Genomic DNA, 12,982 nt, shown 5'->3' with positions numbered 1-12,982 from the left:
CCTTATACGGCGCAGGATATCTCTCATAACATTCATTCATTTATGCGTCGGCTCCAGCATAATCCCTCTCGGGTTATTCGTTTTTTCCTCCATCCGCTTCTTTCCTATCTTTCGGCGGAGGAGTAATAGTTTCCTGAATACTTGATGAGACAAAAGATGTTAAACTATGGGCGCAACCTAAGTTTGGCGTCTTTTTTTGGTGATGTAATGAACAGTTTTGAAACAGACCTACGACGTGCGGTGTTTTCCTTTCGCTTTTCCTAGGAGCGATGCTACAATTCATTGTACTTTGGTGCCAGGGGGTAGATTCTATCCTCTATAAAATGACGGTACCTATTATCTGTACCTTGCCGTATGCCTGCGGCTGGCTGGATGATTATAAGGGTGGTTTTTTTAAACTTGCGCTGGTACGTGGCCGTATGCGGGGATATATTTGGGGAAAGTTTTTGGCCTGCGGAGTTTCCGGTGGAGGTGTGGAGGTTTTGTCAGCGTGGCTTTTCTGTGCAGTGAAGAAAGGGCAGCCCAGCGACTATGGCCTGTTGTTTCTCTCATCCGCAGTGTGGGCAGCAGTGGCCGCGGTGCTGGCTGCCCTTTCCAATAGCAAATACCTGGCTTATGGAGGGAGCTTTGTGATCTACTATTTTCTGATAATTATCTGCGAGCGCTACTGGCCGGGCCTTTATTGTCTATATCCTTATGAGTGGTTAAGTCCGCAGCATACCTGGGTGTGGGGTAACAAGGGCGTAATGGTCTTACTTAGTGGGGTGATTCTGGTGCTAGGACTGTGGCACTATAGCGTTTTGCAGAGGAGGGTGGAACATGCGTAAATTGCGGCAGATCGGAATTACGGCCATAACGAATTTTGGCCGGTGGAGGCACAGCCCCCAGATATGGCTGGCCTTTGGGTTAGGGTTTGTGGCATGTTTTCTTCTTTCAGGCAAGGTGGTGGACTTTGCCCAGGAGCAAAACACGGTGCTGCAAATATTTGAGCCTTTCATTTGGACCTTTGGAGATGCGACGTCTATTTTGCTTATTTCTCTATGTCTACTGCTCTTGTTTGCCGACTTGCCTAACCTGAGCAACGAAGTGCCACTGTTTTTAGTGCGTATCAATCGGTTTTGCTGGATGGCGGGGCAAATTCTATACTTGGTCTTAGCCACTCTACTTTTTGTGGGATTTATCCTGCTTTCCACTTGCTTGCTGGCGGGAGCGCAGGCTTACAGGGCAGATCTGTGGAGTAATACGGCGGCAATACTAGGATATTCCTCCATTGGAGAGAGCATCGCAGTGCCAGCTTTTGTAAAGGTACTGGAGCTGACCTTTCCATACCGCTGTACAGTCCATATTTTTTTGCTGGTTCTGGGTTACTCTCTGGTTCTTTCGGCGGTAATTTTCTTTTTTAATCTTCTGAAAGGGCGATAGGTATGGTGGCGGGGGCGGTGCTCAGCGGATTCGGTTTTTTTCTGACTCCGCAGATTCTCATCGACTGGCTTAGCCTAGACCCGTACCAGGCTGGTGTGGCAAACATCCTGTGTGGTTGGCTGTCCCCTTTAAATCATGCCACTTACTATATGCACAATTTCGGATATGACAACCTTCCCAGGCTGGCGGATTCCTACCTGATTTTTACCAAAGCCAGCCTGACGATATATCTGTTGGCCTTTTGGCGGGTAAGAAGCTACTCTTTCCATTTCACTGGCACAGAGCGGTAGAGGCGGAGGATTTTTTAGGAGATTATGAAAAGGACAACTTGTCCAGAAGGGAGCGCACACTATGACAGGGATGGGGGGCATTCTTGTAGAACACGTATACAAGTCATTTGGAAAGGAACAGGTACTGAGAGACATAAGCATGACCATCTCTCCTGAAGAAATCGTAGGCGTGGTAGGAAACAACGGCAGCGGGAAAACGGTGCTGATGAAGTGCATTTGTGGGTTTCTTCGACCAGATCAGGGCATGGTTACTGTAAATGGCAGAAGAGTGGGGAGGGACTGCGATTTTCCGGACAGCCTGGGAATTATCATCGAAACTCCAGGGTTCATTCCCAGCATGAGCGGATACCGAAATCTAAAGACTTTGGCGTCGTTAAAGGGCAGAATTGGCAAAAAGGAGATTTTGGAGGCGCTGGACCAGGTAGGCCTAAGTAAAAGCATGTACAGGGCTGTAGGAAAGTACTCGCTTGGTATGAGGCAGCGCCTGGGCATTGCCCAGGCCATTATGGAAAATCCCGCGGTGCTGGTTTTGGATGAACCCTTTAACGGTTTGGACAAATCTACTGTGGAGGAGATGCGGCAAGTTTTGTGTGAACGGCGGGAACAGGGTAAGGCTATCCTGCTGGCTAGCCATAATGGAGAGGATATCCGTATTTTGTGTGACCAGGTTTTTGAGATGGATGTGGAGAGAGCACCTCTACCGCCAAACGGAAAGGAAAGATTTATATGAGAAAACAAATGATCACTCTTCTTCTGGCAATGTGCTTCTTTGTGCTTTTTTGCCCTCGGCTATTTTAGCAGAAGGCGCGTCTGAGCCACCAGAGGAGTTGGTATCTTCAGCAGAGCCAGATCCCACTCCTCTATTGACCCCGGAACCTATCCCGAGCATTCATCCCAGCACTGCCCCACCCTTGGACAGCCAGTCCGACACCGAACTGGCAAGGCTGTATATTGATAATAAACATCGGTATGAAAAGATGGAGAGGAGCTACTCCCAGGGATATGTTCCCACAGTGGAGAAGGGGGTAGTCACAGTGATTCTGCCGCTGCTATGCGATGGCCAGTTGCAGGGCGATTGTCTGCGTGCAAAAGTGGGATTAGGAGAGACCACCGGACCTTTTGTTACAAAAAACTATGAAAAAACTGTGGAACGGACCGACCAAAAAGTAAATGATGGAAAAGACAAAGTCAGCGGATACTATGTGTATTTTCAGCTGGACCTTAAACAGGAGCGCTTTATGGGCAGCTACCCGGTTACAATCAGCGTTACAGCCAAAGACATTTCTGGGGCCCTGGTACAGGAAGAGTTTACAATCTATGTGACCATCCGGGAGGGAAAAGATCCTAACGCCACTCCCGGGCCTGTAGTGGTTCCAGAGCCCATTTCAGAACCAGTGGTGCTGGGGCCGAAAATTCTTGTGCAGTCCTGCCAGGCAGTTTCGCTGGAAGAGGGCGCAGAGCCCGGAATCGTCAATGCTGGAGATAGGTTGCGGGTAACGGTGATCCTGCTGAATACTAGCAAGACCGAGGCGTTAGAAAATATGATGGTTATGGCAGGTTCTCCTGGGGAAAACTTTGCTCTGGCCAGTCCAGCGGACAGTGTTTACATTGGTGATATGGCTGCGGGTGGAACAATAGAAGTGACCTATGAGTATACCGTGAGGCCAGAAACGCCGGCCGGACAGTATGTAATTCCATTAAGCTACGATTTTGCCTATGGCAAAGGACTAACTGGTGCGGGAACCGGCAGCGCTCGGGTAAATATTCGTCAACCGCTGGAAATGGAGTTTGCCCTTATGCAGCTGCCTAACGAGGTGGTTATCTCTGATATAGTGGAGGTGAATGTACAAGCCATTAACTTAAGCCATGCCAAGGCTTACAATGTGCGGGCTGCTCTGGAGGCAGACGGACTTTTACCCAGCGGCACGGCATTCTTTGGAGACCTAGACGGAGGAACTTCCGCAGAAAAACCCCTACAGGTGCAGATCACTAGTTTGACGCAAGGAGATTTTCCTACGGGCAAACCGATGGGAGGATTACCTATTTGTATGAGGATGAGGCGGGCAACCAAATAAGCCAGGAGGAAAATTTCACAATGAATATCAAGTCTCCATTTACGGAGATGACGCCGGTTCAACAGGATAATCTCGGGCAGTGGTGGCTGATTGTGGCGGCTGTGGGGGCGGTAGCATTGGGATTTGGCGCTTACTTTTTTGGGAAAGCGATTCAGAGGCGTAGACCATGGGGAGAGTGAAAAAGCTTTGGAACCTGAGGCGGCAGAACGATAAGGTAAAGCTGGCCCTGTGGATGTTTCTACTGGCCGGATGGTTTGCGGTAGAGATGATAGGGCAGGTAGGCGAATATGCCGTTTTGGCCAATAAACCGGTGGAGTACATTTTGAAGGCGCAGGTCTCTGGCAGCTTGCTGAATACAAAGATCAAGGGACTACACTCAATGGAAGGAGTGATTGGTGTAAGTAAACAAAGGGAATACGTCCTTATCGGCGAAAAAATGACATTGACTGTAACAGAGCTTTCAGAAGAATATTTGGCCCAATGTTATGGAATTAAGTTGGAAGGAGCTGGACAGCAGTATTGGCTAAGCCCTGAGGCGTTTCAAGAGCTAACAGACAGTAAGTCCCGTTCACCGGTTTATATGACCTATGAGCGGGATGGAAAAAGGGAAAGCGGCGGGTTTAGTGCCGCGGCAGGGGTTCCTGGGGGAGAGGGCCGGGCCGTATCCACGGGAAATAGTCTGACGCTAAGCGACTCGGACATGTTACGAATACGTCTGGAGCACTATGACCAGATTTTGATTGGCAGTTTGGAGGGCCAAGGGTTTATCATCTGCAACCAGGAGGACCTGCTGGCTCAAACTTATGAGACAGAGTTGCTGTTGGTCAAATTCCGCTATCAGTGCATCGCGGCAGCTTTGGCTCTAGCGGCTGGGTGGACACTGGTGGTGTTGGGGAAAAAAGAAGTACTCGCCAGTAACGGATAACATAAACTCATGGAGGGGTAGAGTTGGCACTTTGCAACAGCGTGTGAAAAAATCTGGGTGCAGAAACTAAATCTGAAATTATAGAAAAGGCCTCTGCCAAGTGATCTGGCGAAGGCCTTCTTTAAGGTGATTTATTCTATTTTTAGTCGGTAATATTGCCAAAACCGCATCTTTCGTACAACTTCTTCATATTGTTCCGGAAGCTCCTCAAACAGACGGTTGTCCGCACCACGTCCCACACTTTTGTGCAGAACAGGCAGCTCCCGACGCAGGTCGTTGAGGTAGGAGAAGAAGCTGTTGGCGTCCCGGCGGCCAGTTAATTCTAGGATGACGGCACCCAGGTAGTTGGCATTAATTACATGGTCTGAAGGCAGGTCTAAGGCTTCCTTCGCTTGGGAAAAGTTCAGCTGTTCTACCGCAGCGTGATTGACCCAGATCACATAGGGGGTCTTATAAGTGCGCAGGGTGGCCTCGGGATTTTTTCCCTCGCCCACTTCCATGCCCATCTGTTGATAACAGTAATAGCTATCGCCTAAGTTAGGCAAGTGGTCGCCAAAAAACACCAGCAGCACTGGTTCTGGCCGGCTAGAATAGTATTCAGTTAAATCTTCCAGCATTTGATCTGCGTCTCGGACGCCTTTTGCGTACACAGAGAGCATAGAGTGGGCTTTTTCTTCTATATCCTGGTTCATGGGGGCCTGAGGAACCACCAGATCACCATATTTTTCTGTGGAGTAGCTCATATGGTTCTGAATCGTAACGGTATAGTTAAAGTACGGCTGGTTTGCAGCTACCGCGGCCTCATACTCTGCTTTTAGTACGTCCAGCACCGCCGCATCCGTTACCCATTGGCCAAGACGCTCTGCCTCAGAGAACTCTTGAGAAAACATCAGTTTTTCCGCACCAAAATACTTATATACATTTTGGCGGTTATAGAACCATTCCTGCCCAGGGTGGATAAATTCCGTCTGATAGCCGTCCTCTAAAAATATCCGGAAAATGCTTTCTACATCATGATTCAGCACCCGAAAAGCCGAGGCCCCGGTCTCGCTGATCATGTTGGTCTGCATACCGGTGATCACGTCAAACTCTGTGTTTGCGGTACCTGCACCGAAATTCGGTACTACGATATGGCCAGTAATGGCCTGATCCGAGTTCTTTAAAGAGTTGAAGAACTGTAAGGGTTCTTGCCCCTCAGGATAGTCGAAAGCTTCGAAATTGGTAACATCAGAGAAAGCTTCGTTCATGACAAGGATCACATTAACCGGCAGGCCCTGGTCATCAGAAACCGGGTGCTGTTGGGCGTAGCTAGCCGCTTCTTGGGCCGAAAAGCCTTCGGGTTTCTCCACTTGATAGGTGTTAAAGTGGTAGCAGAAACAGTAGGGGAACCCCAACTGCTCGTAGATGCTGGTCATATGATACTGGGCCCGGATGGGAAAGGATTCGTGGAGCTCTTTAGAACTGTACACAGTACGGATGCAGCCCACTAATATCCCAAAGGAGACCGCTGCACCTAGAAGAGCGAAGCAGAGATTTTTCCACCAGAGGGTAAGCGGACGTTTGCCCCGAAAAATCAGCCCAATTAAAAACATGATAACCACAAAGAGGACGGTCATGACAATAGAGGGAACGTGTAGGTTTAGATCATAGCTTTGTATGGCATCGCCGGCCTCTTTCAAGAGGCCGAAATCCTTTGGCGAGAGAGGCTCGTCCCGCTTTTCCACCATGGTCCGGTTCACGATGGATAGAACGCCTCCCACCCCGCCAACTAGAGCCGACGCAAAAAAGGGATTGGCAAATAAAAAATACCCACATAGGGTTAGCAGCCAGAAGGGAAGGAAGTTTAGGAGCACTAGGAGAAGATGGTCTTTCATATAAGAGAGCAGGGGACGCAGTGGGCCGGGCTGAATATATAGGGCCAGCAACATCTCTGCCAGGGCCAACGGAAGTGTAAGAGCCAGGCACCAGCCTAGCCCTAAACGAAAAACCGGCACCCGCCGGGAGGTCTTTTGTTCCATAGAATCACGCCAATCTAAAGGGAATTTTCATTTTTTCAGTATAACATGAACGCGAGGAAAAGTCAATTTTATGGAAAGACGTATCAGTTGCCTTACAGAATAGATTTTCTTCTATATTTATCTAAAATGTTGGGATGATTGCATGATTTTAGAGTAAGATAGAGGCATTTTTTATACGGGAGTATTATGACGCAGATATTCACGCTATTTTCCAAAAAGAGAAGTAAGATGGGGAATGGATGTGTGAAAACATTTACTTGCAACTGCAAATTATTATCTTTTCGAAATCTCAAGCTTTCAAAAAAGAAACCCGCGTTATAACGCGGGTTTCTTCGAGAAGAGTCATTTTGACTCTTGATGGCGGAGAAGATGGGATTTGAACCCATGCGCCGGTTTCCCGACCTACTCCCTTAGCAGGGGAGCCCCTTCACCACTTGGGTACTTCTCCAAAAGTGAATTATTTCTTTCCTCCAAGGAAAAACTCTATATAAACTAAAAAATAAACAAATTGGCGGAGAGGAAGAGATTCGAACTCTTGGTCCCTTGCGGGATCACTAGTTTTCAAGACTAGCTCCTTAAACCACTCGGACACCTCTCCATCTCTCTGATGCCTATACATATTACCACAATTCACCATGGGATGTCAATCCTTTTTTCGGAAAAATTTTTATGGGGACATCAGCCTTAACCTTTTTCTCTTTTTTAGCAACCTTTTTTGGCAATATGGTTTCTTCAAAATAACTCCTAATCCTCCAGCAGCGGTGATTTCCGGCACAAGCCGCATAAGGCCATAGCTGGTAGTGTAAGCAGGAACCATAACGCTGAATAGGGCAGACAAACCTGCCCCAGCACATTTAGAGGCATGTTGGAGTAATCCCATACCTTTAAGTTAAAAACGCCATTTACTACGACCCCAGCCGCCAACTCTACACCAGTGATAAGCCCTGCTCCAGCCAGGCACCGCAAAAAGAGACTCCTATTTTTCAGCTGTCCACAACACACTCGGTCGATAAGACATAGACATACGCCTCCAGCCAAGGCCATTGAGTAATGGGTGTGGCCCCGCCAGGCCATTTCTAGAGTAGGGTAGGCACAGCTGCCTGCCAGAAAAATCACACCGTCTCGGCTCATACTTCTTTCCTCCCTTCAGTTCCTCCTTACCTTGCCCCATGCTGCCAATCTTATGCGCGACAGAGCCTTTCCTTTGGTTGGGAGTATTTTGCTTTTTTTTAGGAATATATTGCTCAATTTTATAAAAATTCTTGTATTTTTCCCTATCTTTGCCTATAATATTTGCAGGGTAAAGAACCTAGAAGATTTCAAATCTAAGCTATCAAATATAGAGAAAGGTAGGAGCAAATTATGAAAATATTAGTTACAGGCGGCGCGGGCTACATTGGCAGCCACACGGTGGTTACGCTGCTAAATCAAGGCCATCAGGTGTCCATTGTGGATAATCTTTGCAATAGCAAAAAGACATCGGTACAGCGGGTAAAGGACATTACTGGTAAGGATGCCGCTTTCTATCTGTGCGACGTGCGGGATGAGGAAAAGCTGCGGGAGGTATTTGTGAAAGAGAAGCCCCAGGCCGTTATCCACTTTGCCGGGCTTAAAGCGGTGGGAGAGTCTGTCTCGCAACCCTTGCGTTATTATGATAATAATATTAACTCTACTTTGGTGTTGTTGAAGGTTATGGCGGAACAGAAGGTGCATAATATTATCTTTAGTTCCTCTGCCACGGTATATGGCGACCCGGCTACAGTACCTATTAAAGAGGATTCTGTGTTGCCAACCAGCGCGGCCTGCCCATATGGCAACACGAAGCTGATGATTGAGCATATCTTGGCTGACTGTGTCACCGCTGACCCGGAGCTTAGTGCAGTGCTGCTGCGGTATTTCAACCCCGTAGGCGCCCATGAAAGCGGCCTGATTGGCGAGGACCCTAATGGCATCCCTAATAATCTAGCTCCGTATATTGCTCAAACCGTGGTGGGTAAGCTGGAAAAGGTTCACGTGTTTGGTGATGACTATCCCACTCCGGATGGCACTGGTGTGCGGGACTATATCCATGTCACAGATTTGGCCGAGGGCCATGCCGCTGCTTTGCAGCTATTTGAAAAGGGTCAGAAGGGCCTAAAAATCTATAATTTGGGCACTGGTAAGGGAATCTCTGTGCTGGAGATGATTGCCGCTTTCTCTAAGGCAGCGGGTAAGGATATTCCTTATGTTATCGATCCCCGTCGCCCGGGAGACATCCCCACCTGCTATGCTGAATGCACTTTGGCCAAGGAAGAGTTGGGCTGGACCGCCAAGAAGAACGTGGATGATATGTGTGCGGATACCCTACGCTGGCAGAGGATGAACCCCAATGGCTTTGAGGATTGAGGAAACAGTTGTGCTGGCCTCCCAGTCTCCTAGCAGGAGGATGCTGCTGGAGCAGGCGGGGGTCAGAATGGAAGTGGTGGTTTCCGGCGTGGATGAGACCGTGCCGGAACACTTTACCCCCATAGAGACCGTAGAGGCTTTGGCCCAGCGCAAGGCCCAGGCTGTGGCGGCATTGTGCCCAGGCAGAGTTATTATTGCGGCGGATTCGGTGGTAAGTATTGATGGGCTGATTATTGGTAAACCCGTAGATGACGAAGCTGCCCGGACCACTCTGCGGCGGCTGTCAGGCCGTACCCACCAGCTTTATACTGGAGTGTGTCTGATCGCCGGAGGAGAGACTCAGGTATTCCATCAGGCTACAGATGTGACCTTTTACTCGTTGACAGAGGAAGAGATTGCCGAGTACGTGGCTATGGGCGAGTCTGCTGGCCGGGCAGGAGGCTATGGCATCGAGGGTGTAGGCGTTATGCTGGTGAAGGAGATTGCTGGGGATTACCCCAACATTGTAGGACTGCCTGTGGCCGAGACCCTGCGCCGCCTGCGGTCCATGGCGAAATAGCGGCCCGGATCTGTATACTCACAAAAAGCACCGCCCCGCGTACTATAATAGAGGGGTGGTGCAATGCGATACATAAGACATAGACCTCATCGTTACCGGCGGGGGCAAGGAAAGTTTAGAGTGGCCATTTTTGTTCCAGTTGTGCTTTGCTTGCTGGTCCTTGGCCTCTCCGAGCTGGGTCTAGGAGGTGTTTCCGGTGAACTGACCCGAGAGGCAGCCCGGGGATATATTTTAGACTGTGTCAGCCAGGCGGTACAGGATGAACTAGAGGCTCAAAGCGAACCCTTTGTGACAGTGCAGCGGCAGGAAAGCGGCCAAGTGAGCTTGGTTACCGCCGACGCAAAACGGCTGAACAAGCTGAAAGCCGGGGTACTGGAACGGCTGTCACAGTCTCTGCGGGGGCAAGCTACAGCCCAGGTGCCAGTGGGCAGTCTGACGGGTATTGGTCTATTAAGCGGACGAGGCTTCCCAGTGCCTATTAAGTTGCGGCTGGAGGGATCAGCCGTGGTGGAGTTCTCTACGGAGTTCGCCAGCGCGGGGGTTAACCAGACTTGCCACCGATTGATTATGACAGTACGGGCTCAAGCTTATTCTCAGTCAAAGCGGTTCGAGACCGCAGTGGAGACTGAAACTGCCACAGTACTGGCGGAAACTCTCGTAGTAGGTGAGGTTCCCAAATGGATGGCGGGTAAATAGACTCTTGCTCCGAACCGATTGAGACTAGAGCTTGTTTGAAACATCCAAAACGCGCCGTCTTTTTGCCCATAAGCGGCCATCTTCCGCGTCAAAAATCCTCGTCAACCGGCAGATTGGCTTGCGATTTTTTTCCTGGAACCCACTTGTTTCTGAGCAAAAATCCAGCATTTCTCCGATTTTAAAATAGACTCTAGCTTGATCCCATCGGTTAGCGAAATTTGGTGTCCCACGATCATGCTTGGTAGAAAAGGTGACGGCAGGAGAATGTATACCCACTGCTACTGATGGATAGAGTAAAACTGTTGCGTTATAGTAGGGAAAACTGAAAAGAGGCGTCCTCCTTTACCCTCTATCCTTTCCGGGTTCATACTGGCTATGATAAATTAAGAGCGTTGAAAATCATCATGATGAATACCGGCTGTGTAGGTCTAAGGAGGCTACTTCCACGATTCGTGGTCGATTTTAAACCAATGATACTATAATACTGAAATTTGGTTTGCCAATGCAGTGTTTAACACAGATCTTGAAAAAGAGGTGGCTATGGACAGAAAAACAGCAGAGGTAGAAATTTCGCGCCTGCGGGAGCGGATTATTTACCATGGAAAAAAGTATTATACGGACGATGACCCGGAGATTACGGATTTTGAATACGATCTTCTTTACCGTCGGCTGGAAGAGCTGGAGGCTCAGTTTCCAGAGTTGACCACACCGGACTCGCCCACCCAAAAAGTGGGGGGACCCGTGTACAATACCTTTGCTCCAGTGGAGCACCCAGTACCTTTAGAGAGCCTTCACGATTCCTTTTCTCCTGAAGAACTATGGGACTTTGACCGCCGGGTTAGGGACGTGGTAGACCGGCCCCAGTATGTGGTGGAGCCAAAGTTCGACGGCCTATCTGTAGCAATTGAGTATGTAGACGGAGTCTTTACCCGAGGCAGCACCCGGGGAGATGGCATAACCGGAGAGGACGTAACCGAGAACATCCGTACTATTCGCACTGTACCCAAACGATTGACCAGGCCAGTACCCTTCTTAGAGGTGCGAGGCGAGGTCTATCTTTCTGAAAGCGCCTTTCAGCGGCTGTGTGAGCGCCAGGAATTGTTGGAAGAGAAACCGTTTAAAAACCCTCGCAACGCCGCCGCAGGTTCTTTGCGGCAGAAGGATCCCACAGTCACTGCTGGACGGGAGTTGGATATCTTTGTATTTAACGTTCAGCGGGCCCAGGGGGAGGAATTCACTGCCCACGACCAGTCTCTGGAAACCCTGCGGGAGCTAGGCTTTACGGTGCCGCCCCTGTATTTCCGCTCCGGAGATATGAAGGAAATTATAGAGTTTATTGAAGAAATCGCACACCGCCGGGGTGAGTTTGACTTTCCCATTGATGGTGCGGTAGTCAAGCTAAATGAATTCCACCAGCGGGAAGAGCTGGGGAGTACCGCAAAGTTTCCCCGTTGGGCCGAAGCCTTTAAATATCCGCCGGAGGAGAAAGAAACTACCCTCCTGGATATTGAGGTAAATGTTGGCCGTACTGGCGTACTGACCCCCACAGGGATCTTTGAGCCAGTGACTCTGGCGGGTACCACGGTGAGCCGTGCTACCTTGCACAATCAGGATTTTATCAATGAAAAGGGCATACGGGTGGGGTCCCGGGTCCTGCTGCGCAAGGCGGGAGAGATCATTCCGGAGGTAGTGGCTTTGGTTAGCGGTCCAAAGGACGCACCGCCTTTTCAGCTGCCGAAACAATGCCCTTCCTGCGGAGAGCCGGTCTCTCGAGAGGAGGGGGAGGCGGCTTTGCGCTGTACCAATCCTCAGTGTCCAGCCCAGCTATTGCGGCACCTGATCCACTTTGCCAGCCGGGACGCAATGGATATTGATGGCCTGGGCCCGGCTTTGCTGGAACAGCTGACAAAGGAAGGGCTAGTGGCATCTCCCGCTGACCTATATACTCTAACGGAAGAACAGCTCTCTGGCCTGGAACGCATGGGTAAAAAAAGCGCTCAAAATCTACTGGCGGCCATGGAAAACTCCAAAACAAACGATCTATACCGGCTGGTGTTTGCCCTTGGCATTCCCCATATTGGGGCGAAAGCGGCTCAGCAGCTGTGCGGCGCTTTCCCAAGCATGGCGGCGGTAATGGAGGCTTCTGAAGAGGACATTGCCCAAATCGATGGATTCGGTGGGGTGATGGCTCAGGAGGTGGTAGAGTTCTTTTCCCATTCTGGGACCAAGGATCTGGTGGCAAGGCTGGCCGCACAAGGTGTGAATATGTCGGTTCGAGAGCCTGCGCCTAAGGGTACGGCGCTGGCAGGCAAGACTTTTGTTATTACTGGAACCCTGCCCAGCATGGGCCGCAAAGAGGCCTCGCAGCTGATTGAGAAGCACGGGGGAAAAGTAAGTTCGTCGGTATCCAAAAAGACCGGCTATCTGCTGGCTGGGGGGGACCCCGGCAGTAAACTGGAGAAGGCTCAAAGCTTGGGAGTGCCGGTGATTGGGGAAGAAGAGCTGTTGGCCTTGATTCGTGAAGCGTAAAAGGGACGTAAACCCACCAAATGTGGCGGATATGGAGATGAACTTGGCCAAATCTCAAGGGTTTGGGCAGCCCCTGGTACTTG

Annotated in this window: 13 protein-coding genes and 2 tRNA genes; 11 read left to right on the top strand and 4 right to left on the bottom strand. The window is 49.9% G+C overall.

All coding sequences use genetic code 11. From position 1 onward, the window contains the following. The first annotated feature begins 269 nt into the window (after nucleotides 1-269). From U8U68_RS08300 to U8U68_RS08270, 7 genes are all read left to right on the top strand, one after another. Complete coding sequence (locus tag U8U68_RS08300) at nucleotides 270-827, top strand: hypothetical protein (protein ID WP_322200361.1); 558 nt, start codon at nucleotides 270-272, stop codon at nucleotides 825-827. Next, on the top strand, nucleotides 820-1,422 hold the full coding sequence (locus tag U8U68_RS08295) for a hypothetical protein (RefSeq protein ID WP_322200360.1): 603 nt from the start codon (nucleotides 820-822) through the stop codon (nucleotides 1,420-1,422). The genes U8U68_RS08300 and U8U68_RS08295 overlap by 8 nt, the downstream gene beginning before the upstream one ends. A gap of 2 nt (nucleotides 1,423-1,424) precedes the next feature. Continuing rightward, entirely contained in the window at nucleotides 1,425-1,712 is a 288-nt protein-coding gene (locus tag U8U68_RS08290) for a hypothetical protein (protein ID WP_322200359.1), read from the top strand. Nucleotides 1,713-1,782: 70 nt separating this feature from the next. Continuing rightward, entirely contained in the window at nucleotides 1,783-2,442 is a 660-nt protein-coding gene (locus U8U68_RS08285; RefSeq protein WP_322200368.1) for an ATP-binding cassette domain-containing protein, read from the top strand. A gap of 181 nt (nucleotides 2,443-2,623) precedes the next feature. After that, complete coding sequence (locus tag U8U68_RS08280; RefSeq protein ID WP_322200358.1) at nucleotides 2,624-3,787, top strand: COG1361 family protein; 1,164 nt, start codon at nucleotides 2,624-2,626, stop codon at nucleotides 3,785-3,787. A gap of 20 nt (nucleotides 3,788-3,807) precedes the next feature. Continuing rightward, complete coding sequence (locus U8U68_RS08275) at nucleotides 3,808-3,966, top strand: hypothetical protein (RefSeq protein ID WP_322200357.1); 159 nt, start codon at nucleotides 3,808-3,810, stop codon at nucleotides 3,964-3,966. Then, nucleotides 3,954-4,712 carry a hypothetical protein gene (locus U8U68_RS08270; RefSeq protein ID WP_322200356.1) on the top strand — a complete coding sequence of 253 codons (759 nt, stop codon included), beginning with the start codon at nucleotides 3,954-3,956 and terminating at the stop codon, nucleotides 4,710-4,712. Before U8U68_RS08275 ends, U8U68_RS08270 begins: the two co-directional genes overlap by 13 nt. 131 nt (nucleotides 4,713-4,843) lie before the next feature. Here the strand turns inward: U8U68_RS08270 and U8U68_RS08265 are convergent, their stop codons facing one another. The 4 genes from U8U68_RS08265 to U8U68_RS08250 form a co-directional block, all read right to left on the bottom strand. Further along, nucleotides 4,844-6,730, bottom strand: coding sequence for an LTA synthase family protein (locus U8U68_RS08265; protein WP_322200355.1), 1,887 nt, complete (start codon nucleotides 6,728-6,730; stop codon nucleotides 4,844-4,846). A gap of 358 nt (nucleotides 6,731-7,088) precedes the next feature. Continuing rightward, nucleotides 7,089-7,178: transfer RNA gene (locus U8U68_RS08260), tRNA-Ser, on the bottom strand. Between the two features lie 61 nt (nucleotides 7,179-7,239). Next, nucleotides 7,240-7,328, bottom strand: a tRNA-Ser gene (locus U8U68_RS08255). 146 nt (nucleotides 7,329-7,474) lie between these two features. After that, nucleotides 7,475-7,861, bottom strand: a complete 387-nt coding sequence (locus U8U68_RS08250) for a putative ABC transporter permease (protein ID WP_322200354.1) — start codon at nucleotides 7,859-7,861, stop codon at nucleotides 7,475-7,477. Between the two features lie 231 nt (nucleotides 7,862-8,092). Here U8U68_RS08250 and galE point away from each other — a divergent pair, with 231 nt between their 5' ends. The 4 genes from galE (at nucleotide 8,093) to ligA (ending at nucleotide 12,899) form a co-directional block, all read left to right on the top strand. Beyond that, complete coding sequence (gene galE / locus U8U68_RS08245; protein WP_322200353.1) at nucleotides 8,093-9,115, top strand: UDP-glucose 4-epimerase GalE; 1,023 nt, start codon at nucleotides 8,093-8,095, stop codon at nucleotides 9,113-9,115. Further along, entirely contained in the window at nucleotides 9,099-9,674 is a 576-nt protein-coding gene (locus U8U68_RS08240) for a Maf family protein (RefSeq protein WP_322200352.1), read from the top strand. Before galE ends, U8U68_RS08240 begins: the two co-directional genes overlap by 17 nt. 120 nt (nucleotides 9,675-9,794) lie before the next feature. After that, nucleotides 9,795-10,370 carry a sporulation protein YunB gene (locus U8U68_RS08235; RefSeq protein WP_322200351.1) on the top strand — a complete coding sequence of 192 codons (576 nt, stop codon included), beginning with the start codon at nucleotides 9,795-9,797 and terminating at the stop codon, nucleotides 10,368-10,370. A gap of 540 nt (nucleotides 10,371-10,910) precedes the next feature. Further along, nucleotides 10,911-12,899: an NAD-dependent DNA ligase LigA gene (gene ligA / locus U8U68_RS08230; RefSeq protein WP_322200350.1), complete on the top strand. Its 1,989-nt coding sequence runs from the start codon at nucleotides 10,911-10,913 to the stop codon at nucleotides 12,897-12,899. Nucleotides 12,900-12,982: the final 83 nt, after the last annotated feature.

Origin of the sequence: Acutalibacter intestini (assembly GCF_034334985.1) — a bacterium.
GTDB classification, from domain to species: domain Bacteria; phylum Bacillota; class Clostridia; order Oscillospirales; family Acutalibacteraceae; genus Acutalibacter; species Acutalibacter intestini.
Note: the sequence above shows the minus strand (reverse complement) of the source record. Positions and strands in the feature narration are given on the sequence as shown.

Coding starts and splice junctions, on each gene's coding strand:
- galE (WP_322200353.1), top strand. CDS start 8,093: ATGAAAATATTAGTTACAGGCGGCGCGGGCTACATTGGCAGCCACACG.
- U8U68_RS08270 (WP_322200356.1), top strand. CDS start 3,954: ATGGGGAGAGTGAAAAAGCTTTGGAACCTGAGGCGGCAGAACGATAAG.
- U8U68_RS08300 (WP_322200361.1), top strand. CDS start 270: ATGCTACAATTCATTGTACTTTGGTGCCAGGGGGTAGATTCTATCCTC.
- U8U68_RS08250 (WP_322200354.1), bottom strand. CDS start 7,861: ATGAGCCGAGACGGTGTGATTTTTCTGGCAGGCAGCTGTGCCTACCCT.
- U8U68_RS08240 (WP_322200352.1), top strand. CDS start 9,099: ATGGCTTTGAGGATTGAGGAAACAGTTGTGCTGGCCTCCCAGTCTCCT.
- U8U68_RS08285 (WP_322200368.1), top strand. CDS start 1,783: ATGGGGGGCATTCTTGTAGAACACGTATACAAGTCATTTGGAAAGGAA.
- U8U68_RS08290 (WP_322200359.1), top strand. CDS start 1,425: ATGGTGGCGGGGGCGGTGCTCAGCGGATTCGGTTTTTTTCTGACTCCG.
- U8U68_RS08295 (WP_322200360.1), top strand. CDS start 820: ATGCGTAAATTGCGGCAGATCGGAATTACGGCCATAACGAATTTTGGC.
- ligA (WP_322200350.1), top strand. CDS start 10,911: ATGGACAGAAAAACAGCAGAGGTAGAAATTTCGCGCCTGCGGGAGCGG.
- U8U68_RS08265 (WP_322200355.1), bottom strand. CDS start 6,730: ATGGAACAAAAGACCTCCCGGCGGGTGCCGGTTTTTCGTTTAGGGCTA.
- U8U68_RS08275 (WP_322200357.1), top strand. CDS start 3,808: ATGAATATCAAGTCTCCATTTACGGAGATGACGCCGGTTCAACAGGAT.